Origin of the sequence: Lichenibacterium minor, from assembly GCF_004137685.1 — a bacterium.
In the GTDB taxonomy this organism is placed as follows: Bacteria; Pseudomonadota; Alphaproteobacteria; order Rhizobiales; family Beijerinckiaceae; genus Lichenihabitans; species Lichenihabitans minor.
The window spans coordinates 55,079-75,454 of sequence record NZ_QYBB01000011.1; the positions used below are offsets into that span (position 1 = coordinate 55,079).

Here is a 20,376-nt window from a genome sequence, read left to right on the forward strand (position 1 = left end):
CTTTCGTCGTCACAGGCCGAGCTTGCTCCTCAGCACGTCGTTGACCACCTGCGGGTTGGCTTTGCCGCCCGTCGCCTTCAAGGCCTGACCGACGAACCAGCCCAACATCGTCGGTTTCGCCTGCACCTGCGCGACCTTGTCGGGGTTCGCCGCCATGATGGCGTCGATCGCCGCCGCGATGGCGCCGGTATCGGTCACCTGCCGCAGGCCGCGCCGCTCGACGATATCGCGCGGGGACGCGCCGCTTTCCTCGCCCGTCATCAGGGCGAGCACGTCCTTGGCGATCTTGCCCGAAATGGTGCCGTCGGCGATGAGGTCGACGAGGGCCGCCACTTGCTCGGGCGTGATGTGGGTGTCCTGGACGGACCGCCCGATCGCGTTGGCGTAGGCGGCGACGTCGCCCGTGATCCAGTTGGCCACGATCTTGGCGTCCCGCTTCACCCCGCCCGACGCGACGGCGCGCTCGTAATAGGCGGCGAGGTCGCGTTCCGCTACCAGCACGGAAGCGTCGTAGGGCGACAGGCCGTAGTCCGACACGAACCGCGCCTTCTTGGCATCGGGGAGTTCCGGCAGGCCTGCCGCCAGTTCGTCCACGTAGGCCTGGTCGAACTCCAGGGGGAGAAGGTCGGGGTCGGGGAAGTAGCGGTAGTCGTGCGCCTCCTCCTTCGAGCGCATGGAGCGCGTTTCCCCGCGGACCGGGTCGAACAGGCGGGTTTCCTGGTCGATGGCGCCGCCGTCTTCCAGGATGGCGATCTGGCGCCGCGCCTCGGTGTCGACCGCCTGGCCGATGAAGCGGATCGAGTTGACGTTCTTGATCTCGCAGCGCGTGCCGAGCGGCCCACCGGGGCGCCGCACCGACACGTTGACGTCGGCGCGAAGGCTGCCCTTCTCCATGTCGCCGTCGCAGGTGCCGAGATAGCGCAGGATCGTCCGGAGCTTGGTCACGTAGGCCTTGGCCTCGTCCGCCGAGCGGATGTCGGGACGGGACACGATCTCCATCAGCGCCACGCCGGACCTGTTCAGGTCGACGAAGCTTTCGGTCGGCGACTGGTCGTGGGTCGATTTGCCGGCGTCCTGCTCGAGGTGCAGCCGCTCGATGCCGACGCGGATCTGCTCGCTCGGCGTCACGTCGACCAGCACCTCGCCCTCGCCCACGATCGGGTGCTTGAACTGCGAGATCTGGTAGCCCTGCGGCAGGTCCGGGTAGAAGTAGTTCTTGCGGTCGAAGGTCGAGCGGCGGTTGATGGCCGCGTTCAGGCCGAGGCCGGTGCGCACCGCCTGCGCGACGCAGAACTCGTTGATCACGGGCAGCATGCCCGGCATCGCGGCGTCGATGAAGGACACCTGGCTGTTCGGCTCGGCGCCGAAGGCCGTCGAAGCGCCGGAGAACAGCTTGGACTTCGACGATACCTGGGCATGGACCTCCATGCCGACGACGATCTCCCAATCGCCGGTCGCGCCCGCGACGAGCTTGGATTCGGATGCTTTGGCCATCGGGGCGCCTATCGGGTCGGGGCGGTGGCTGACCACCAGTCGGACGGGAGTTCGGTCTTGGGCGCCGAGCGCTCGATGACCTCGGCGAGGGAGAACAGCGTGCCCTCGTCGAAGGGCCGGCCGATGAGCTGCAGCCCCAGCGGCAACTTGTCGGCGGACAATCCGGCCGGCACCGCGATGCCGGGCAGGCCCGCCAGGTTCACCGTGACGGTGAAGGCGTCGTTGAGATACATGGCGATCGGGTCGTCTCCGCCCTTCTCGCCGATCGCGAAGGCGGCGGACGGCGTCGCCGGCGTCAGGATGGCGTCGACGCCGTCGGCGAAGGCACGCTCGAAATCCTGGCGGACCAGCGTGCGGATCTTCTGCGCCTTGAGGTAGTAGGCGTCGTAATAGCCGGCGGACAGAACGTAGGTGCCGATCATGATGCGGCGGCGGACCTCGGGTCCGAAACCGGCCGCGCGGGTGTTGCCGTACATTTCGGCGATGTCGCGTCCCGGCACGCGCAGCCCGTAGCGCACGCCGTCGTAGCGGGCGAGGTTCGACGAGGCTTCCGCGGGCGCCACGATGTAATAGGCCGGCAGGGCATATCGCGTGTGGGGCAGCTCGATGTCGACGATCCGCGCGCCGGCGGCCTTGAGCCAGGCGACGCCCTCGGCCCACAGCGCGTCGATCTCGGCCGGCATGCCGTCGATGCGGTACTGGCGCGGGATGCCGATGGTCTTGCCGGCGACCGACGCCCCGACCTCGGCCTCGTAGTCGGGCACCGCGAGGTCGACGGAGGTCGAGTCCTTCGGGTCGTGGCCCGCCATGGACCGCAGCAGGATGGCGGCGTCGCGCACCGTGCGGGTGATCGGCCCCGCCTGATCGAGCGAGGACGCGAAGGCGACGACGCCCCATCGCGAGCAGCGCCCGTAGGTGGGCTTGATCCCGACCGTGCCGGTGAAGGCCGCCGGCTGGCGGATGGAGCCGCCCGTGTCGGTCGCCGTCGCGCCCAGGCACAGCCGCGCCGCGACGGCCGCCGCGGAACCGCCGGAGGAGCCGCCGGGCACGAGGGCGGTTTCGCTGCCGGGCCTGCGCCAGGGCGACACGGCCGGCCCGTGATAGGACGTCTCGTTGGACGAGCCCATGGCGAACTCGTCGAGGTTCAGCTTGCCGAGCATCACGGCACCGTCCCGCCACAGCTGCGACGACACGGTCGACTCGTAACCGGGCACGAAGCTGTCGAGGATCCGGCTTCCGGCCGTGGTCCGCACGCCCTCGGTGCAATACAGGTCCTTGATGCCGAGCGGCAGGCCTTCGAGCGGGCCGGCCTCGCCCCGCGCGATCCGGGCGTCGGCGGCATCCGCCATGGCGAGCGCGCGCTCGGGGGTTTCGGTGATGAAGGCGTTGAGCGGCCGCGCCGCCGCCACGGCGGCGACATGCGCTTCCGTCAGTTCGCGCGACGACAGGCTCTTGGACCTGACGGCATCGCGCGCTTCGGCGAGGGTCAGGCTGGTGGGATCGGACATGGGGTCTCGGGCTGGAGCGGGTGCGGCTGTGGAGGGGGCGCCGGGCGGCGCCGGTTTCACTCGATGACCTTGGGGACGGCGAACAGGTGGTCCTCGCTGGCCGCCGCATTGGCGACGATCTTCGGCGCGATGCCGCCGTCCGTCACCGCGTCGGGCCGGCGGCGGAGCTGCATCGGCAGCACGGACGTCATCGGCTCGACGCCCTCGACGTCGACGCCGTCGAGTTCGGCCACGAAGGACAGGATCGCGTTCAGCTCTCCCCTGAGGTGCTCCACCTCGCCCTCGGCGAGCGAGATGCGGGCGAGTTGCGCGACGCGGCGGACGGTCGCCTGATCGATGGACATGCTGGTTCCGCGGCTCGGGGGATGATCAGCGCGAGGTTCTATCACCGCGCCGACGCGTGAATCAACGATGGCTCCCCGGGCTGGGCGGGGTAGGACGGGTCGGGCGACGCCGGGTCGCCGCGTGAGGACACCTGCCATGAGCGCCACGGTCGACATCCGGGAGCTGCCCGCCCTGCTGGGGCGCAACCAGAGGCTCATCGGCCTCGACCTCGGCACCAAGACGATCGGTCTGGCGATGTCGGACGTCGAGCGCCGCATCGCATCCCCGTTCCACACGATACGGCGGACCAAGTTCACCCGCGACGTCGCCGAGCTGAAGGACATCCTGGGCAAGAACGCCGTCGTCGCCCTGGTGATCGGGCTTCCGCTCAACATGGACGGCTCGGAAGGGCCGCGGGTTCAGTCGACGCGCGCCTTCGTGCGCCAGGCTCACCCCATCCTGGGCCTGCCCTTCGCCTTCTGGGACGAGCGCCTGTCGACGGCCGCCGTCACCCGAACCCTCATCGAACAGGATGCGTCGCGCGCCCGGCGCGCCCAGGTCGTGGACCGGATGGCGGCGGCCTACATCCTTCAAGGCGTGCTCGACCGCATGGCCGGCTTGGCGAGGGATGCAATCTAGGCGAGCTTCGCGCCACGACGGACCGCAAAATAGACGTTGCAGAAGCGAAACTGCGCACTTATGAGTTGTTGAATACTCTTACGATCTGTCGTGAGAAAAATCAACTTTAAGATGTGTCGAGCCGCAGCTCCATGCCCGTTAGCCCTTCCCAAGTGCCGCCGCCGCCGTCCGGTCGCCCGTCGGACAAGCAGATCTGCCACTACATTTCGGAGATGTGTCTGGAACTCAGCCATCTGGCGAGGCGACCGAACTTCCGCACGATCAGCTACCTGCTCGACATGGCGCGGCTGGAATCGGAGAAGATGGGCAAGGAACTGCCGGGCTGAGCCCGGGTCAGGCGGCGCGGCGCGACACGCGGTTGCCGTCGTGCCGCACCGCGACGCCGGCGACCTCGAGTTCGACGAGGGCCACCTGCACGAGGCGCGACGGCAGGCCCGAAGCGCGGATGAGCTCGTCGACCGAGATGGGCGCGGGCCCGAGCAGGCCCGCGATCACGCCTGACGGCCCGTCGGCTTGGGCGGGCGGAGCGGGCGCCTCCTCGGCGAAGCGCGACGGGCGCGGCGGGGACGCGCGGTCCGCCACGGGGCCGTCGCCGAACAGGTCGAGCTCGTCCCACAGCGGCTCCGGCTCCGGCGCAAGCCGGGGCGCCTCGCCCAGGGCGTCCGGCTGGTCGCCGCCGCGCCGCGCCGCCAGGGCCGCGACGACGTCCTCGGCGCAGGTGCACAGCGTGGCCCCCTGCCGGATCAGGTCGTTGGTGCCCTCGGCCCGTGCATCCAGCGGCGATCCCGGGACCGCGAACACGTCCCTGCCCTGTTCGTTGGCGAAGCGCGCCGTGATGAGCGATCCCGAGCGGCGGCTCGCTTCCACCACGACCACGCCGAGGCCGAGCCCCGAAACGATGCGGTTGCGGCGCGGGAACTCGCGGGCGCGCGGTTCCCAGCCGAGCGGCATCTCGGAGATCAGCGCGCCCCGCTCGCAGATGCGCCGGGCCAAGCCCTCGTGTTCGCTCGGGTAGATGTGGTCGTGGCCTCCGGCCAGCACCGCGACCGTGCCGGTATCGAGGCTCGCCATGTGGGCCTTGACGTCGATCCCGCGCGCGAGGCCGGACGCGATGACGTAGCCGGCCTCGGCCAGGCCCCGCGTCAGGCGCTCGGTGAAGACGAGGCCCGCGGCGGACGCGTTGCGCGACCCGACGATGCCGACGATCGGCCGGGACAGGACGTCGATCCGGCCCGCGACGGCGAGGAGCGGCGGCGGCGCGTCGATGGCGCGGAGCGCTTCGGGGTAGGCGGCCTCGCAGGACGCGACGAAGCGGATGTTGAGCTTGCGGGCGCGGTTCCATTCGGCTTCCGCGTCGGCCACCGAACAGATCGTGATCGCGCGGGAGGTGGCCTTCCTGGCCAGGTCGGGCAGCGCCGCCAGCGCCGCCCCTGCGCTCCGGTAGCGGTCGAGCAGCTTGAAGAAGGTGCGCGGACCGACGTTCTCGCTGCGGATCAGCCGGAGCCAGTCCAGCTTCTCCGCGTCGGCAAGGGTCCGTCCGCCGATCGTCAAGCCTTGGCCCCGATGCGGCTTTCCGTGCCCTGCATCAGGCGCTGGAGGTTGGCGCGATGCTTCCACCACAGGATCAGCGTCATCAGCGCGAAGGCCGCCCCGTCGGTGATCTGCCCGGTGAGAACGAACAGCAGCGGCGCCGCGAGCGAGCCCACCAGCGCCGCCGCCGAGGAGAACCGGGTCGCGAAGGCGATGCCGAGCCACACGGCGGCGAAGCCGAGCGCGCCGGGCCACCACAGGCCGATGAGGCAGCCGAGATAGGTGGCGACACCCTTGCCGCCGCGGAACCCCAGCCAGACGGGATAGATGTGGCCGAGAAACGCCGCCACGCCGGCGAACACCGCGGCGGCGTCACCGAACAGCCAGCGCGCCAGCAGCACGGCCGCCGTTCCCTTCAACGCGTCGAGCACGAGCGTGAGGGCCGCCAGGTCCTTGCGTCCGGTGCGCAGCACGTTGGTGGCACCGATGTTGCCCGAACCGATGGAGCGGAGGTCGGCCGTGCCCGCGACGCGGGTGATCAGCAGGCCGAACGGGATCGAACCCAGGCCGTAGCCGAGCGCCAGTGCCGCGATTTCACCCACACCCGGCTCGTTCATCGCGTCGTCCCGCCACCCTGATGCCTGGATCTTATGGGCCATTGCGCGCTACGGCAACGCGCGACGGGCCCGGCCCCGCCTTCTCCCGGACGCCATGACGGTCGCTTCCCCCCCTGTCCGGCCTTCGCCGCCGCTGCTGTCGCTCCAGGTGCTGCGCGCCGTGGCGGCGCTGCTGGTGCTGCTGCACCATGCCGGCTACGACGCGGACGCCATCGCGGCCCGGACCGGCGCCACGCCCTTCGGGCTCGACCGCTTCGTCGACCTCGGCTTCGGCGTGCACCTGTTCTTCGTCATCTCGGGCTTCATCATGCTGCGCACGGCCCGCGGCCACGGCTCGGCCCGCGGCGCGCTGGTGTTCATGGGCCGCCGGATCCTGCGCGTCGTGCCGCTCTACTGGCTGCTGACCGCCCTGACCCTGTTGGGGGCGGCGGTCGCGCCGGGCCTCCTCAACGGCGCCCCCGGCGGGGTCGCATGGGTGGCGGGGAGCTTCCTGTTCGTGCCCGTGGCGCGGGGCAACGGCGCCGTCAACCCGGTGCTCGGCCAGGGCTGGACGCTCGACTACGAGATGTTCTTCTACGCCCTCTTCGCCCTGTCGATGCCGCTGCCGCGCCGGGCGGCGCTGGCGGCGCTGGCGGCGGCGCTGGTCGGGCTCGTCGCCCTGGGGCGCACCATCGTTCCCCCCTTCGCCGCCGCGGCGGTGTGGACCGACGGCCTGCTGCTGGAATTCCTGTTCGGCCTGGGGCTCGGCGTCGCGGCGGAGCGGGGATGGCGGCTCGGGCCCGCGGCGGCCACCCTGGCGGTGTCGGCCGGGGCGCTGGGCGCCGTGGCGCTGGGACCGTTGTCGGGGCGGTTCGACGGGCTCGCGCCCTGGCTCCGGGAAGGGGTGCCGGCGGCGCTCGCCGTCGGCGGCTGCGTGCTCGGCCCGCGGTGGGGGGCGAGCCGGGCCGTCCTGGCGCTGGCCCTGCTCGGCGACGCGTCCTACAGCCTGTACCTGTCGCACCCTTTCGCGGTGCGGCTGCTCGGCGCCGCCTGGAAGGGGACGATGCCGGCCGCGGCACCGCCGTGGGTCTACCTCCTGTCCGCCTGCGCGGCCGCGGTCGGCGGCGCGCTGCTGCTGCACCGCTTCGTCGAAAGGCCGATGACCGAGGCGCTGCAGCGCCGGACGCCGGCGGTCGCGGCCGCCGGGCCCGTCCTGCCCGAGGCCGCCGCTGCCGCAGAGCTGGCACGCCCCGGTTGATACGACGCCGCGTTGCCATCGCCGGCTGAGGCGTTCGGCGCCCGGCCCGGTTTGACTTGGCCGAACCCCTCCCCCATTTTCCGGCCCACCCGGCCATCGCTCCGCACCACCGACCCCGCGCCGGCCCCGCCCCGGACCACCGAGGATCACGCATCCATGAACGTCGTCATCGTCGAGTCCCCGGCGAAAGCGAAGACCATCAACGGCTATCTCGGCAAGGATTACGAGGTGCTGGCGTCCTTCGGCCACGTGCGCGACCTGCCCGCGAAGGACGGCTCCGTCGACCCCGAGCAGGACTTCGCCATGCTGTGGGAGGTCGGCGACAAGTCCACCAAGCACATGAGCGACATCGTCCGGGCCGTGAAGGCGTCGGACAAGGTGATCCTGGCGACCGATCCGGACCGCGAAGGCGAGGCCATCTCGTGGCACGTGCTGGAAGTCCTGCGCGCCCGCAAGGTGCTGAAGGACAAGAAGGTCGAGCGCGTCACCTTCAACGCGATCACGAAATCGGCGGTGCGGGACGCCATGCTGCACCCGCGTGAACTCGACCAGCCTCTCGTCGACGCCTATCTGGCGCGGCGCGCGCTCGACTACCTCGTGGGCTTCAACCTGTCGCCGGTGCTGTGGCGCAAGCTGCCGGGCTCGCGATCGGCTGGCCGCGTCCAGTCCGTCACGCTGAGGCTCGTCTGTGCCCGGGAGCGCGAGATCGAGGAGTTCCGCAAGAAGGAATACTGGTCGCTCGTCGCCCACCTGCGCACCGCCGCCAACGTCGCCTTCGAGGCGCGGCTGGTCGGGGCCGACGGGCGCAAGATCACCCGTCTCGACATCGGCACCGGCGAGGAAGCCCTCGCCTTCCGGGCCGCGCTGGACACCGCGCGCTATTCCGTCACGAGCGTCGAAGCGAAGCCGGTCAAGCGGCACCCCTTCCCGCCCTTCCGCACGTCGACCCTGCAGCAGGACGCGTCCCGTAAGCTCGGCCTGTCGCCGGCCCGCACCATGCAGATCGCCCAGAAGCTTTACGAGGGCGTGACGATCAAGGGCGAGACCACCGGCCTCATCACCTACATGCGAACCGACGGCGTCGATATGGCGCCCGAAGCCATCGCGGGCACGCGCCGCGTGGTCGGCGAACTCTACGGCGAGCGCTACCTCCCATCGGTGCCGCGCAAATACACCGTCAAGGCGAAGAACGCCCAGGAGGCCCACGAGGCCATCCGGCCCACCGACCTGTCGCGCCTGCCCCGTGACATGGCGCCCTACCTCGACGCGGAACAGCAGCGGCTTTACGAACTGATCTGGAAGCGCACGGTGGCGAGCCAGATGGAGTCCGCCGAGCTGGAGCGCACCACCGTCGACATCCTGGCCGAGGTGGACGGTCGACGGTTCGAGCTCCGCGCCACCGGGCAGGTGGTCCGGTTCGACGGCTTCCTGGTGCTCTACGGCGTCGACGACGACGAGGAAGACCAGGACGGCAAGCTGCCCGCCATGGCGGCGGGCGAGGGGCTGTCGAAGGAGAAGGTCGACGCCGACCAGCACTTCACCGAGCCACCGCCGCGCTATTCCGAGGACTCTCTCATCAAGAAGATGGAGGACCTCGGCATCGGACGGCCGTCGACCTATTCGGCCACGCTGGCGACGCTCCGCGACCGCGAATACGTGCGGCTCGACAAGAAGAAGCTGGTGCCGGAGGACAAGGGCCGGCTGGTGACGGCCTTCCTGGAATCCTTCTTCGAACGCTGGGTCGACTACGACTTCACCGCCGGCCTCGAGGAAAGCCTCGATCGCGTGTCCAACGACGAGGTCGACTGGCGCCAGATCCTGCGCGACTTCTGGCGCGACTTCTCCGCCGCCATCGGGGAAACCAAGGAGCTGCGCACCACGGAGGTGCTCGACAACCTCAACGAGGTGCTGGCGCCGCTGGTGTTCCCGCCCAAGGCGGACGGCACCGACCCGCGGACCTGCCCGGTCTGCGGCGCGGGGCGGCTGTCGCTGAAGCTCGGCAAGTTCGGCTCCTTCGTGGGCTGCTCGAACTACCCGGAATGCAAGTTCACCCGCACGCTGTCCTCGGACCCCGACGCGCCCCCGATCGGCGACGCCGAGAAGCCCGGCCAGCGCCTGCTCGGCACCGACCTCGAATCGGGGCTGGAGGTGACGCTGCGCGACGGGCGGTTCGGGCCCTACCTCCAGCTCGGCGAGGGCGAGAAGCCGAAGCGCTCGTCGCTGCCCAAGGGCCTGAGGCCCGCCGACGTCGACCTCGAGGCGGCGCTGACGCTGCTGTCGCTGCCCCGCGAGGTGGCGAAGCATCCGGGCACCGGCGAGCCGATCCTCGCCGGCATCGGTCGCTACGGCCCCTACGTGCAGCACGGGAAGACCTACGCCAACCTGTCGGACGACGACGACGTGCTGACCATCGGCGCCAACCGGGCGATCGACCTGGTCGTCGCCAAGGAGGAGGGCCGCGGCGGCGCCCGGCGCGGCGGCGGCACGCCCGCCGGCACGGTGCTGGGCGAACATCCGGACGGCGGTCCGGTGACGGTGCGCGACGGGCGCTTCGGGCCCTACGTCAATGCCGGGAAGGTGAACGCCACGCTGCCGAAAGGCACGGATCCGGCGACGCTCACGCTGGAGGACGCGCTGCGGATGATCGCCGCCAAGGCGGAACAGACGGGCCTGTCGCCATCCAAGAAGGCGCCGGCCCGGAAGGCGGCCAAGCCCAAGACCGCCGGAACCAAGACGGCCGGAACCAAGACGGCCGGGGCCAAGACTGCCGGAACCAAGACGACCGCGACCAAGGCGGCCGTGTCCAAGGCCGCCGACGAGGCGCCGGTCCCACCCCAGGCCGCGCCGAAGGCCACCACCAGAACTGCCACCAAGGCGGCGGCGAAACCCAAGGCCACCGCGGCGCCACGGGCCAAGAAGACGGCCTGATCGCCGTCGCGACGTCGGCCGCTCCCGCGAGGGATCGGCGGCGTCCCGCGACCTGCGATCACGCCCGCCTCGCCATCCCGGCTCCGCGAGCCTATCTTGGTGGAGATTTCCGCCGAGACACCCCAGCCGAATGCCGAAGAACACCGAAACGCGCTCCGCCCTGCCCTCGAAGGCCGAGATCCTGGCCTTCATGGCCCGCGAGGCCACGCTCATCGCGGAAGGCAAGGGGTCGGTGGTGAAGAGCCGCAAGCGCGAGGTGGCGCGGGCCTTCAACATCAAGGGTTCCGATCGCGTCGCGCTGAAGCGCATGCTGCGGGAACTGGAGGAAGACGGCCAGATCGAGCGCCGCCGCTCGGCGGAGCGCGGGAGTTCGGCGCCGACCACCGTGGCCGGCGGCGGCGACGGCGTGGCCGCGATGCCCGCCATCGTGGTGGCCGACATCGTGTCGCGCGACCGGGACGGCGACCTGGTCGCCAAGCCGGTCGAATGGCCCGCCGAGAACGGCCCCGCGCCCCGCATCCTGGTCCACGTCCCGAAGCTGCATAGGCCCGGCCGGCCGGTGCCGGGGGTCGGCGAACGCGCCCTGCTCCGCCTCGAGCCCACGGCCGATGCCGGGCCGGACGACCCCGCGCTGACCGGCCGCGTCGTCAAAATGATCGCCCGGGACCGCGCCCGCCTGCTCGGCGTGGTGCGGCTCGACCGGGCCAACGGCGCGCGCGTCCAGGCCGTCGACAAGAAGAACGCGTCCGAGGAGTATTTCCTGCCCGACGAGGAGCGCGGCGGGGCCGAGGACGGCGAGTTGGTCGCCATCGAGGCGATCGGCCGGCAACGCGTCCTCGGGCTCCAGGCCGTGCGGGTCGCCGAGCGGCTCGGTTCGCTGAAGGGCGAGAAGGCGGTGAGCACCATCGCGATCCTGACCCACGGCATCCCGCACGTGTTCCGCCCCGAAACCCTGGCGGAAGCGGCCCGTGTCGCGGCGCCGGGCCTCGACGGGCGCGAGGACTGGCGGGCCCTGCCCCTGGTCACCATCGACCCGCCCGACGCCAAGGACCACGACGACGCCGTGCATGCGGCGCTCGACGAGGCGGCCGACAACCCGGGCGGGATGGTGGTGACGGTGGCGATCGCCGACGTGGCATCGCTGGTCGCGCCCGGCTCCGCGATGGACCGCGAAGCCGTCGACCGCGGCAACTCCGTGTATTTTCCCGACCGCGTCGTGCCGATGCTGCCCGAGCGCGTTTCGACCGACCTCGGCTCGCTTCGGCCGCTGGAGGACCGGCCGGCGCTGGCGGTGAAGCTCGTGCTCTCCGCCGACGGCCACAAGCGCCGCCACTCCTTCCACCGCGTGATGATCCGCTCGGCCGCGAAACTGTCCTACGCGCAGGCGCAGGCGGCGATCGACGGGGCCACCGACGGCACGACGGCGCCCCTGCTCGACACCGTGCTGAAGCCGCTGTGGGACGCCTACCGCATCGCCGGCCGGGCCCGGCAGGACCGTTCGCCGCTCGACCTCGACCTGCCCGAACGCAAGCTCGTGCTCAAGGGGGACGGGACCGTCGATCGCGTCGTGGTGCCCGAGCGCCTCGACGCCCACAAGCTGATCGAGGAGTTCATGATCCTCGCCAACGTGGCGGCCGCCGAAACCCTGGAGGAGAAGCGGCAGATCCTGGTCTACCGGGTGCACGACGAGCCTTCGCTGACGAAGCTCAACGCCCTGAGCGAGTTCCTGCAGACGATCGGCATCAAGCTCGCCAAGGGACAGGTGCTGCGGCCGGCGCAGTTCAACGGCATCCTCGGCCGCGTGAAGGACACCGAGCACGAGCACCTCGTCAACGAGGTGGTGCTGCGCTCGCAGGCGCAGGCCGAATATGCGGTCGAGAACTACGGGCATTTCGGCCTCAACCTGCGGCGCTACGCCCATTTCACCTCGCCCATTCGGCGCTATGCCGACCTCGTCGTACATCGCGCCCTGATCCGGGCGCTCGGCCTCGGCTCGGACGGCCTGCCCGACACGGCGCCCAAGGACCTCGGCGAGACCGCGGCCCGCATCTCCGCCGCGGAGCGCCGCGCCATGGCGGCGGAGCGCGAAACCATCGACCGGCTCATCGCGGGGTTCCTGTCGGAGAAGATCGGCGCCACGTTCCAGGCCCGCCTGTCGGGCGTCACCAGGGCCGGCCTGTTCGTGCGCCTGGTCGACACGGGGGCCGACGGCTTCGTGCCCGCCGCCCACCTCGGGGACGAGTATTTCTCCTTCGACGAGCCCGGCCGCGCCATGGTGGGGACGCGCACCGGCACGACGTTCCGGCTCGGGGACGAACTCGAGGTCCGGCTGGTGGAAGCGGCTCCCGTGGCCGGCGCCCTGCGGTTCGAGATCGCCAACGGCGGGCCGCGGCGGGCCAGGAAGGGCGGCGACGCACCGCGGCCCCGCAAGGCGGCCGACGGGGGCGGAAGCGAGCCCCTGCCCTGGCGGAGGTCCCGCCGCAACCGCTAACCCCCGACCGCGCGAGTCGCGGTTGACATCGCGGCGCGGCCGATTAGTGTCCCGGCCGACGATCAGCGTGGCTCACGGCCGGCGCAGGTCTCCTGTTTTCGACCCATCTCCCGTCGCCCCGGTGACGGCACCGCGCGAGGACCCGCCATGGCCAAGGCCGCCACCATCAAGATCAAGCTGCTGTCGACGGCGGACACCGGCTTCTTCTACGTCACCGAGAAGAACGCCCGCACCAAGACCGACAAGTTCACGTTCAAGAAGTACGATCCCGTCGCGCGCAAGCACGTCGAGTTCAAGGAAACCAAGATCAAGTGATCCGACGCCGTCCCGCGTCCGGCGACTGCCGGATGCGGGACGGACAAGACGAGCTTGGACCAACAAAAAAGCCGCCCTTCGCAGGGCGGCTTTTTTGTTGATTCCACCGAAGAATGGTGGCCGGTCGGAAGTGGCGATCGAGGAGGCCACTCTAGCCACTTCCGAACCGGCCGACCCCACGGACCCAGGAGATGCGGCGGACCTGAGCACTCCGTAGGGTATCTGTGGACGGCGAAACCGCCGCCCGAACCCTGCCGCCGACCCGAACCTCACGGCCCGTCCTGCGACATTGATGAGAATACGAGGCAAACCTTTACATCATCTGACCGACTGTCAAGCCGAGTCCCGGTCGGGGCCGAAATCTCGGGTGGACAACATCCGACGCCCGCGGGCCGGTGGCGTCAGGCGGCGTCGGCCGACACCCGGTTGCGGCCCGCCGCCTTCGACCGGTACAGCGCGCGGTCCGCGCGCTTCAGCATCGCGTCGGCTTCGCGACCGTTGCGCCGTTCCGCCAAGCCGATCGACACGGTGACGGGGATCTGACGGGCGCCCTTCTCGATCGCGAAGGGGCTGCCGCCCACCGTCTGCCGCACGCGTTCGGCCACCCGCCCGGCGATGTCGAGCGAAGTGTCCGGCATGACGATGATGAACTCCTCGCCGCCGAGCCGGCAGAACACGTCGACGCCGCGGATCACGGTCTTGACGCGCTCGGCGAAGGCTTTCAGCACGTCGTCGCCCGCGTCGTGGCCGAAGGTGTCGTTCACCGCCTTGAAGTGGTCGATGTCGAGGATCATCAGCGCCAGCGGCTTGTCGCCGTCCGCCGCGGTGTCGATGAGGCCGCCCAGGTGCGATTCGAGGTAGCGGCGGTTGTGCAGGCCGGTCAGCGGGTCCGTCACGGCCATCTGCAGGGACGCCTGCATGATGTCGCGCAGCCGGTCGGCGTAGCGCTTGCGGCGCAGCTGGCTGCGGACGCGCGCCATCAGCTCGTTGCGGTCCACCGGCCGCACCAGGTAGTCGTTCACCCCGATGTCGAGCCCCCGCACGATCCGAGCGCGGTCTTCCGCCTCGGCCAGCAGCAGGATGGGCAGGTCGCGCGTGCGCTCCAGGGAGCGGAGCTGGCTGCACACGCGCAGCGAATCGTAGTCCTTCAGCGTGGAGCTCAGGACGACGAGGTCGTAGCCGCCCGTGGCGGCGCGGAACAGGGCGTCGTCGGCGACGGCTTCCAGGTCGACCGTGTGGCCCTGCGACAGGGTGGCGGACAGTCGCTCGGCCGACACCTGGCGATCCTCGATGAGCAGCACGCGTCCGCGCCCGCCTTCGTCCACCAGCGCCGCAGGCTTGCCGCCGGACTGGAGCCCGAGCGTCGCCGAAGCGTCCACCTGACGCCGCAGTTCATCCACGACATGCTTGAACCGCGCGAGCGAGCGCACGCGCGCGATCAGCGCCAGTTCGTCGACCGGCTTGGTGAGGAAGTCGTCGGCGCCGGCTTCGAGCCCCCGGACGCGATCGGACGAGCCGTCGAGCGCCGTGACGAGGATCACCGGCACGTGTGCGGTCGCGGGATCGGACTTCAACCGCCGGCAAACCTCGAAACCGTCCATCCCGGGCATCATCACGTCGCAGAGCACGACGTCGAAGGCGCCGCGGGCGCACAAGCGCAGTGCTTCCAGCCCGTCGGACGCCGTCCGGACGTCGAAATACTCGGCCGACAGGCGCGCCTCGAGCAGCTTCACGTTGGCGAGGACATCGTCGACGACCAGGATACGCGCCGTCATGGTTCAAAGCCCTTCCAAGCCGTTGCCGCCCGAACGATCGGCGATGCCGGGCCCGGACCCGCCCAGGCGCCGCAGCGTCCCGTGGCCCGCAGGCAGTTCGGTCCGCCCGGGGCGCCGGTCACGCATCGCCGAGGTAATTGCGCACCGTTTCCAGGAATTTGACGACCGAGATCGGCTTGGACAGGTAGGCTTCGCAACCGCCCTGGCGGATCTTCTCCTCGTCGCCCTTCATGGCGAAGGCCGTGATGGCGATGACCGGGATGGCGCGCAGGTCGTCGTCGTCCTTCAGCCACTGCGTCACCTGCAGGCCCGACACCTCGGGGAGCTGGATGTCCATGAGGATGAGATCGGGCCGGTGCTGGCGCGCCAGGCCCACCGCTTCCACGCCGTTGCGCGTCTGCACGGTCGCATAGCCGTTGGCCTCCAGCAGGTCGCTGAAGAGTTTCATGTTGAGTTCGTTGTCTTCGACGATCAGGATCGTTTTCGACATGGTTTCGGCGCCTCGGTGGCTTCAGGACTGCGCCTGGGAACGGCGAACCTCGCCGGGGGCGGCTCGTTTCGCCCGCGCACCGTTAGCCGAACGTGACCGAATCGAGCACGGAAAAAGCATGATCATGAAAAACGGCCCGACCGGTCCCTCGCGGCGGACGACCCCGGCCGTCGACCCCGACTTCATTGCCATTCAAGCCTTAACATTCATTGCGAGCAATCCCGATCACGCGGAGCGATTCCTCGCCCTGTCCGGGATCGGTTTCGGCGACCTCCGCCAGGCGGCCGCCGATTCCGGCTTCCTGCTCGGCGTCATGGACTACGTGGTGGGGAACGAACCGCTCCTGCTGCTCGTCGCCGCCGACGCCGGCGTCGCCCCCGAGGCCGTCGTGGGCGCCCACGACCGCATGAGCCGGCGGTAGCGGTCCCGCGCCGTCGACGACGGTGCCTCGGAGCCGGGTCGTGCCGCGCGGGCAGCGGCGCGCCTTCGCCGGCCCGCCACCCGAGCGCCCGGCCGTCCGCCTCACTTCTTGCAGGGGCCAGCCGGCGGCGCGACGGTGAGCTGGTCGAGGGCGCCGGCGAGGACGAAGTCGCCGTAATCCAGCTTGAGCGCCCGCGAGATGCCGTTCTCGTAGAGGTCGGACGAGAGCACGTAGTCGGGCTGGTCCTTTCCGTCCTCGAAATAGCTGATCACCACGGGCCAGCGGCGCATCCCCTTCAGCGCCTCGGCCTGGCCGGCGGGGTCGTCCGGCGCGTCGGTGAGCGGGGCGCCGATCACCGTCAGCGTGTGAAACAGCTTCTTGCCGGTTTCCGAGCCGTCGAAGATGTCGGCCGACAGGATCTTGTCGCCGCGCTCGGCCGCCGCGATGATGTGGCGGAGGTGCTGGGTGGGGAACAGCACGTCGGACGCGAAATCGGCGTGGCCCTTGGGCGACTTGGTGTCGACGGCGATGCGGCCGTCCGCCCCGCGCTGGGCCTTGCCCGCCACCGTGTCGGGCGTGTCGTCGCCGGACGACGTCTTGGTGTTGAAGGTGTAGTCCGTGGCGGCCTCGTTCTCGAAGGTGTTCGACGTCATGTCGTTCAGTTTCGAATCGCCCTCGGCCGGCTGCACCTCCACGAGCTGGCGGAAGTTCGTCGTGTAGCCGTCGCAGGCCGAACCCGTGACGTCGTAGTCGATGGCGCCGGACGCCGACGCGGGCGCGTTGGTGCCCTTGGCGCTCCTGAGCGACAGCTTGTAGACCGCGTGATGCGCCGCCATCACGACGGGGGCGTCCTCGGCCCGGGCGGGACCCGCGGCGGCGACCCCGAGGGCGAGAAACGTGAGGCAGGTCAACTCGAAGCGGTTCACGCGGGCGGACTCCTGGGATCGGCGCCGACCATCGTGGCCGGACGTGGCGGAACTGAGATCATTGGCGGAGCGGGCCGGTTTCGCCTAGATCCCCGGGACGGCCGGCATGCGGCCGCGGCGGAGACACACCATGGCGACCATCGAAGCGCGGCTGAGCGAGCTCGGCATCACCCTGCCCAAGGCCGCCGCGCCGGTGGCCAACTACGTCGCCACCGTGCTCGGCCGCGACACGCTGGTGATCTCCGGCCAGCTCGCGCTCGGCCCCGACGGCGTGCTCGACGCGGCCCACAAGGGCAAGCTCGGCGCCGACGTGTCGGGGGAGGCCGGCCGCGCCGCCGCCCGCAACTGCGCCATCAACGTGCTGGCGCAGGCCAAGGCCGCGCTGGGCGACCTCGACCGGATCGAGCGCTGCGTGCGCCTCGGCGGCTTCATCAACGCCGCCCCGGATTTCATCGACCTCGCCCTGATCATGAACGGCGCGTCGGACCTGATGGTCGAGGTGCTGGGCGACAAGGGGCGCCACGCGCGCTCGACCGTGGGCGTCGCGTCGTTGCCGCTCGGCTGCGCCGTGGAGGTCGAGGCGCTGTTCAGCATTCGTCCGTGATCGGCGAACCCAACGCGCCGGACTGGCTGGTCCGGCGCCCGATCGCGCACCGCGGCCTGCACGACCGCGCCGCCGGCACGATCGAGAACTCGCTCGCGGCGGCGCGGGCCGCGGTCGCGGGCGGCTTCGCCGTCGAATGCGACGTGCAGCTCGCCGCGGACGGCGAAGCCGTCGTGTTCCACGACGCCGCGCTCGACCGCCTCACGGCGTCCACGGGTCCGGTGGCGGCGCTCCGTTCCGCGGACCTCTGCGCCATCGCGCTCGCCGGCTCGGCGACCGACCGCATCCCGACCCTCACCGCGCTGCTCGACGCGATCGACCGGCGCGTGCCGCTGATCTGCGAGGTGAAGAGCGGGTTTTCGGGGGACATGCGGCTCGCCGACCGCGTCGCCGAGCTGGCGACTGCCTATGGGGGGCCCCTCGCCATCAAGAGCTTCGACCCCGCCGTGATCGCCCACCTGCGCGGCCTCGGCACGGCGATCCCCCTCGGCATCGTGGCGGAAGCCTCCTACGACGACCCCGAATGGGCGGCGCTGGCGCCCGACATGCGTGCCGGACTCGCCGCACTGGCGCATGTCGCCGACACGCGGCCCGACTTCCTGTCGTGGCGCGTGCACGACCTGCCCCACGCCGCGCCGATGCTGTTCCGCGTCGCGCTGGGCCGCCCGGTGATGAGCTGGACCGTGCGCACGCCGGATCAGCGGCAACGCGCCGCAAGATGGGCGGATCAGATGGTGTTCGAGGGCTTCGCGCCTTGACGCCCGCCGACGGAGGAAGACCTTAGGGGGGAAGGCCGGACCGCGCATCCGCGGCGAGCCGGCCCCCGCCACGCCCCGCCGCCGTCGCGACGGCGGGCAGGATCGAAGGCTCCCATGACCTCACCGATCACCGTCCAGGTCGCGACCTCCATCGCGGCGCTCGACGCCGCCCACTGGGACCGCTGCGCCAACCCGCCGGCCGAAGCGGGTCCGGACCCCTCCGGCGAGCGCCACAACCCCTTCCTCAGCCACGCCTTCCTGAAGGCGCTGGAAAGCTCGGGCTCGGTCGGCGGGCGCAGCGGCTGGTCGCCGGCTCACGTGGCCGTCGAGGAGGGCGGCCGGCTCATCGCCGCGGCGCCGACCTACATCAAGACGAATTCGCAAGGCGAATACGTCTTCGATCATTCCTGGGCCGACGCCTATGCGCGGGCCGGCGGCCGTTACTACCCGAAGATCCAGGTGGCGGTGCCCTTCACGCCGGCCACGGGGCGCCGCTTCCTCGTCAGCCCCGGGCAGGACGTCGAAGCCGCCCAGGGCTACCTCACGGCCGGGTTGCGCGCGCTGCGCAAGGAGGTCAAGGCGTCCTCCACCCACGCCACCTTCGTCACGAAAGCCGAATGGGACAGCCTCGGGGCCCAGGGCTGGCTGCAGCGCACGGACCAGCAGTTCCACTTCGTCAACGAGGGCTACGCGGGCTTCGACGATTTCCTGGCGGCGCTCGCGTCGCGCAAGCGCAAGAACATCCGTAAGGAACGCGAAAGCGCGCTCGCGGGCGGCATCACGATCGAGCACCTCACGGGTCCCGACATCCGCGAAGAGCATTGGGACGCGTTCTTCGCCTTCTACATGGACACGGGCTCGCGGAAGTGGGGCCGGCCCTACCTCAACCGCCGCTTCTTCTCGGAGATCGGCGCCGGAATGGCGGACCGCATCCTCCTCGTGATGGCCAAGCGGGCCGGGCGCTACGTGGCGGGCGCCATCAACTTCATCGGCGACGACGCGCTCTACGGCCGCAACTGGGGCTGCGTCGAGGAGCACCCGTTCCTGCATTTCGAGGTCTGCTACTACCAGGCCATCGATTTCGCGCTGTCGCGGGGGCTCGGCCGCGTCGAAGCCGGCGCCCAGGGGGAGCACAAGCTCGCCCGCGGCTACCGGCCGACGACCACCTATTCGGTGCACGACATCGCCGACCCGCGCCTCGCCGCCGCCATCGCCGACTACCTCGACCACGAGCGCGGCTACGTGGAAAACGCGGTCGAGCAGCTCGGCGAGCACCTGCCCTTCCGCCACGAGGACTGAGCGCGGCCCGGGACCGTTAAACTTTTAGTGACCTCGATTCGCCACCGTGTCGACACGGCACCGCCAACGTATCGGGGACACGACCACCCATGGCCTTCACGGCTTCCAGCCTGCGCGCGCTCGCCGCCGGCGTCCTGCTCACATCGTGCTTCTGCCTGCCGGCCCGCGCGGCCGAGAACTACGTCATCCCGGCGAGCGACGAATACGGCATCGGCGAGTGCATGCACGCCGGCATGGATTGCGGCCGCGTCATCGCCGACAGCTGGTGCGAGTCGCACGGCCACGCCCATGTGCTGGCCTACGGCACCGTCGAGGACGTGACCGGCTCCATCCAGGCCAGCACCAGGCCGGAGGTGCTGAAGGGCGACCCGCGCGACATCGTCATCCGCTGCGGGGACTAGCCCGGGCCCGGGGGGGTGGTCGGTCCGGCGGGGCCGATCAACCCTTGAACATGTCGGCGCAGCACGGCGGGTCGCCGGCCGCGCCCCAGGGCATGATCGGCACCGCCGAGGTCGAGTTCTTCGGCGAACCGTCGATCAGCTTGTCCGAATATACCATGTAGACGAGGGTATTGCGCTTCGCGTCGCAGCCGCGCACGATCTGCATGTGCTTGAAGAAGAACGAGCGCTTTTCGGAGAACATGACGTCGCCCTGGGCGAGCTTGTCCTTGATCTTGATCGGGCCGACCTGTCGGCAGGCCAGCGAAACGTCCGACACCTCCTCCGCCACCCCGAAGGCCCCCGCGACGCCGCCCTTCTCCGGCACCGTGTAGAAGCAGGCCACGCCTTCGACCGCCGGATCGTCGACCGCGTAGGTGGCGAGCTTGTCGTCCGGCGTCAGCGCCCGCCACTTCGTGGATTCCTTGAAGATCAGGTCCGGCTTGTCGGCGGCGTGGACGGGTGCGGCCGCCAGGGCGAGGGCGCCCGAGACCAGGAGAACGTGAACGCGCATGGGGCATCCCTGAAGCGGCGGCACCGAGCGAGCCGACGTCGCGACGTTAACCAGACTCCTTGTTTCGGC

General features: G+C 70.6%; 20 protein-coding genes. 11 read left to right on the forward strand and 9 right to left on the reverse strand.

Annotation, left to right across the window (positions count from 1 at the left end):
• Positions 1–9: 9 nt before the first annotated feature.
• Genes gatB through gatC form a run of 3 tightly spaced genes read right to left on the reverse strand, consistent with a single transcriptional unit; the run spans position 10 to position 3,346 of the window.
• A complete protein-coding gene (gatB, locus tag D3273_RS11665; protein ID WP_129226687.1) occupies positions 10–1,494 on the reverse strand; it encodes an Asp-tRNA(Asn)/Glu-tRNA(Gln) amidotransferase subunit GatB in 1,485 nt (494 codons plus the stop codon).
• Positions 1,495–1,502: 8 nt separating this feature from the next.
• Positions 1,503–3,002 (reverse strand): Asp-tRNA(Asn)/Glu-tRNA(Gln) amidotransferase subunit GatA, encoded by a 1,500-nt coding sequence (gene gatA, locus D3273_RS11670; protein ID WP_129226689.1) that lies wholly within the window; start codon positions 3,000–3,002, stop codon positions 1,503–1,505.
• A gap of 56 nt (positions 3,003–3,058) precedes the next feature.
• The gene (gatC, locus tag D3273_RS11675) at positions 3,059–3,346 is read right to left on the reverse strand and encodes an Asp-tRNA(Asn)/Glu-tRNA(Gln) amidotransferase subunit GatC (RefSeq protein WP_129226691.1); all 288 of its coding nucleotides are present in this window, start codon (positions 3,344–3,346) and stop codon (positions 3,059–3,061) included.
• A gap of 136 nt (positions 3,347–3,482) precedes the next feature.
• Between gatC and ruvX the strand changes: the two genes are divergently transcribed.
• On the forward strand, positions 3,483–3,965 hold the full coding sequence (gene ruvX, locus D3273_RS11680) for a Holliday junction resolvase RuvX (protein WP_129226693.1): 483 nt from the start codon (positions 3,483–3,485) through the stop codon (positions 3,963–3,965).
• 131 nt (positions 3,966–4,096) lie between these two features.
• On the forward strand, positions 4,097–4,291 hold the full coding sequence (locus D3273_RS11685) for a hypothetical protein (RefSeq protein ID WP_129226695.1): 195 nt from the start codon (positions 4,097–4,099) through the stop codon (positions 4,289–4,291).
• Positions 4,292–4,298: 7 nt separating this feature from the next.
• Here D3273_RS11685 and dprA read toward each other — a convergent pair whose 3' ends face one another.
• Positions 4,299–5,516: a DNA-processing protein DprA gene (dprA, locus tag D3273_RS11690; RefSeq protein WP_245501122.1), complete on the reverse strand. Its 1,218-nt coding sequence runs from the start codon at positions 5,514–5,516 to the stop codon at positions 4,299–4,301.
• Positions 5,513–6,112 carry a glycerol-3-phosphate 1-O-acyltransferase PlsY gene (gene plsY / locus D3273_RS11695; protein WP_129226697.1) on the reverse strand — a complete coding sequence of 200 codons (600 nt, stop codon included), beginning with the start codon at positions 6,110–6,112 and terminating at the stop codon, positions 5,513–5,515. Before plsY ends, dprA begins: the two co-directional genes overlap by 4 nt.
• 94 nt (positions 6,113–6,206) lie before the next feature.
• Here plsY and D3273_RS11700 point away from each other — a divergent pair, with 94 nt between their 5' ends.
• The 4 genes from D3273_RS11700 (at position 6,207) to rpmG (ending at position 13,083) form a co-directional block, all read left to right on the forward strand.
• Positions 6,207–7,349 (forward strand): acyltransferase family protein, encoded by a 1,143-nt coding sequence (locus tag D3273_RS11700; RefSeq protein ID WP_129226699.1) that lies wholly within the window; start codon positions 6,207–6,209, stop codon positions 7,347–7,349.
• Between the two features lie 156 nt (positions 7,350–7,505).
• Positions 7,506–10,277: a type I DNA topoisomerase gene (gene topA, locus D3273_RS11705; RefSeq protein WP_129226701.1), complete on the forward strand. Its 2,772-nt coding sequence runs from the start codon at positions 7,506–7,508 to the stop codon at positions 10,275–10,277.
• A 130-nt stretch (positions 10,278–10,407) separates the two neighbouring features.
• Positions 10,408–12,768 (forward strand): ribonuclease R, encoded by a 2,361-nt coding sequence (gene rnr / locus D3273_RS11710; RefSeq protein ID WP_129226703.1) that lies wholly within the window; start codon positions 10,408–10,410, stop codon positions 12,766–12,768.
• A gap of 147 nt (positions 12,769–12,915) precedes the next feature.
• Positions 12,916–13,083 (forward strand): 50S ribosomal protein L33, encoded by a 168-nt coding sequence (gene rpmG / locus D3273_RS11715; protein WP_129226705.1) that lies wholly within the window; start codon positions 12,916–12,918, stop codon positions 13,081–13,083.
• 401 nt (positions 13,084–13,484) lie between these two features.
• Here the strand turns inward: rpmG and D3273_RS11720 are convergent, their stop codons facing one another.
• Positions 13,485–14,858 (reverse strand): PleD family two-component system response regulator, encoded by a 1,374-nt coding sequence (locus tag D3273_RS11720; protein WP_129226707.1) that lies wholly within the window; start codon positions 14,856–14,858, stop codon positions 13,485–13,487.
• 118 nt (positions 14,859–14,976) lie between these two features.
• Complete coding sequence (locus D3273_RS11725; RefSeq protein ID WP_129226709.1) at positions 14,977–15,348, reverse strand: response regulator; 372 nt, start codon at positions 15,346–15,348, stop codon at positions 14,977–14,979.
• Between D3273_RS11725 and D3273_RS29125 the strand changes: the two genes are divergently transcribed.
• Positions 15,305–15,769 (forward strand): DUF3572 domain-containing protein, encoded by a 465-nt coding sequence (locus D3273_RS29125; protein WP_245501123.1) that lies wholly within the window; start codon positions 15,305–15,307, stop codon positions 15,767–15,769. The two genes, D3273_RS11725 and D3273_RS29125, sit on opposite strands and share 44 nt — an antisense overlap.
• Before the next feature lie 101 nt (positions 15,770–15,870).
• On the opposite strand, the gene D3273_RS11735 is transcribed toward D3273_RS29125, so the two are convergent.
• Positions 15,871–16,695, reverse strand: coding sequence for a cell envelope integrity EipB family protein (locus tag D3273_RS11735; RefSeq protein WP_245501124.1), 825 nt, complete (start codon positions 16,693–16,695; stop codon positions 15,871–15,873).
• A gap of 130 nt (positions 16,696–16,825) precedes the next feature.
• Between D3273_RS11735 and D3273_RS11740 the strand changes: the two genes are divergently transcribed.
• The 4 genes from D3273_RS11740 (at position 16,826) to D3273_RS11755 (ending at position 19,757) form a co-directional block, all read left to right on the forward strand.
• Positions 16,826–17,299 carry a RidA family protein gene (locus D3273_RS11740; protein WP_129226711.1) on the forward strand — a complete coding sequence of 158 codons (474 nt, stop codon included), beginning with the start codon at positions 16,826–16,828 and terminating at the stop codon, positions 17,297–17,299.
• On the forward strand, positions 17,296–18,057 hold the full coding sequence (locus D3273_RS11745; RefSeq protein WP_428977771.1) for a glycerophosphodiester phosphodiesterase family protein: 762 nt from the start codon (positions 17,296–17,298) through the stop codon (positions 18,055–18,057). Before D3273_RS11740 ends, D3273_RS11745 begins: the two co-directional genes overlap by 4 nt.
• Before the next feature lie 114 nt (positions 18,058–18,171).
• Positions 18,172–19,356 (forward strand): GNAT family N-acetyltransferase, encoded by a 1,185-nt coding sequence (locus D3273_RS11750; protein ID WP_129226713.1) that lies wholly within the window; start codon positions 18,172–18,174, stop codon positions 19,354–19,356.
• An 89-nt stretch (positions 19,357–19,445) separates the two neighbouring features.
• Positions 19,446–19,757 (forward strand): hypothetical protein, encoded by a 312-nt coding sequence (locus D3273_RS11755; RefSeq protein WP_129226715.1) that lies wholly within the window; start codon positions 19,446–19,448, stop codon positions 19,755–19,757.
• Between the two features lie 37 nt (positions 19,758–19,794).
• Here the strand turns inward: D3273_RS11755 and D3273_RS11760 are convergent, their stop codons facing one another.
• Positions 19,795–20,307, reverse strand: a complete 513-nt coding sequence (locus D3273_RS11760) for a CreA family protein (protein WP_129226717.1) — start codon at positions 20,305–20,307, stop codon at positions 19,795–19,797.
• Positions 20,308–20,376: the final 69 nt, after the last annotated feature.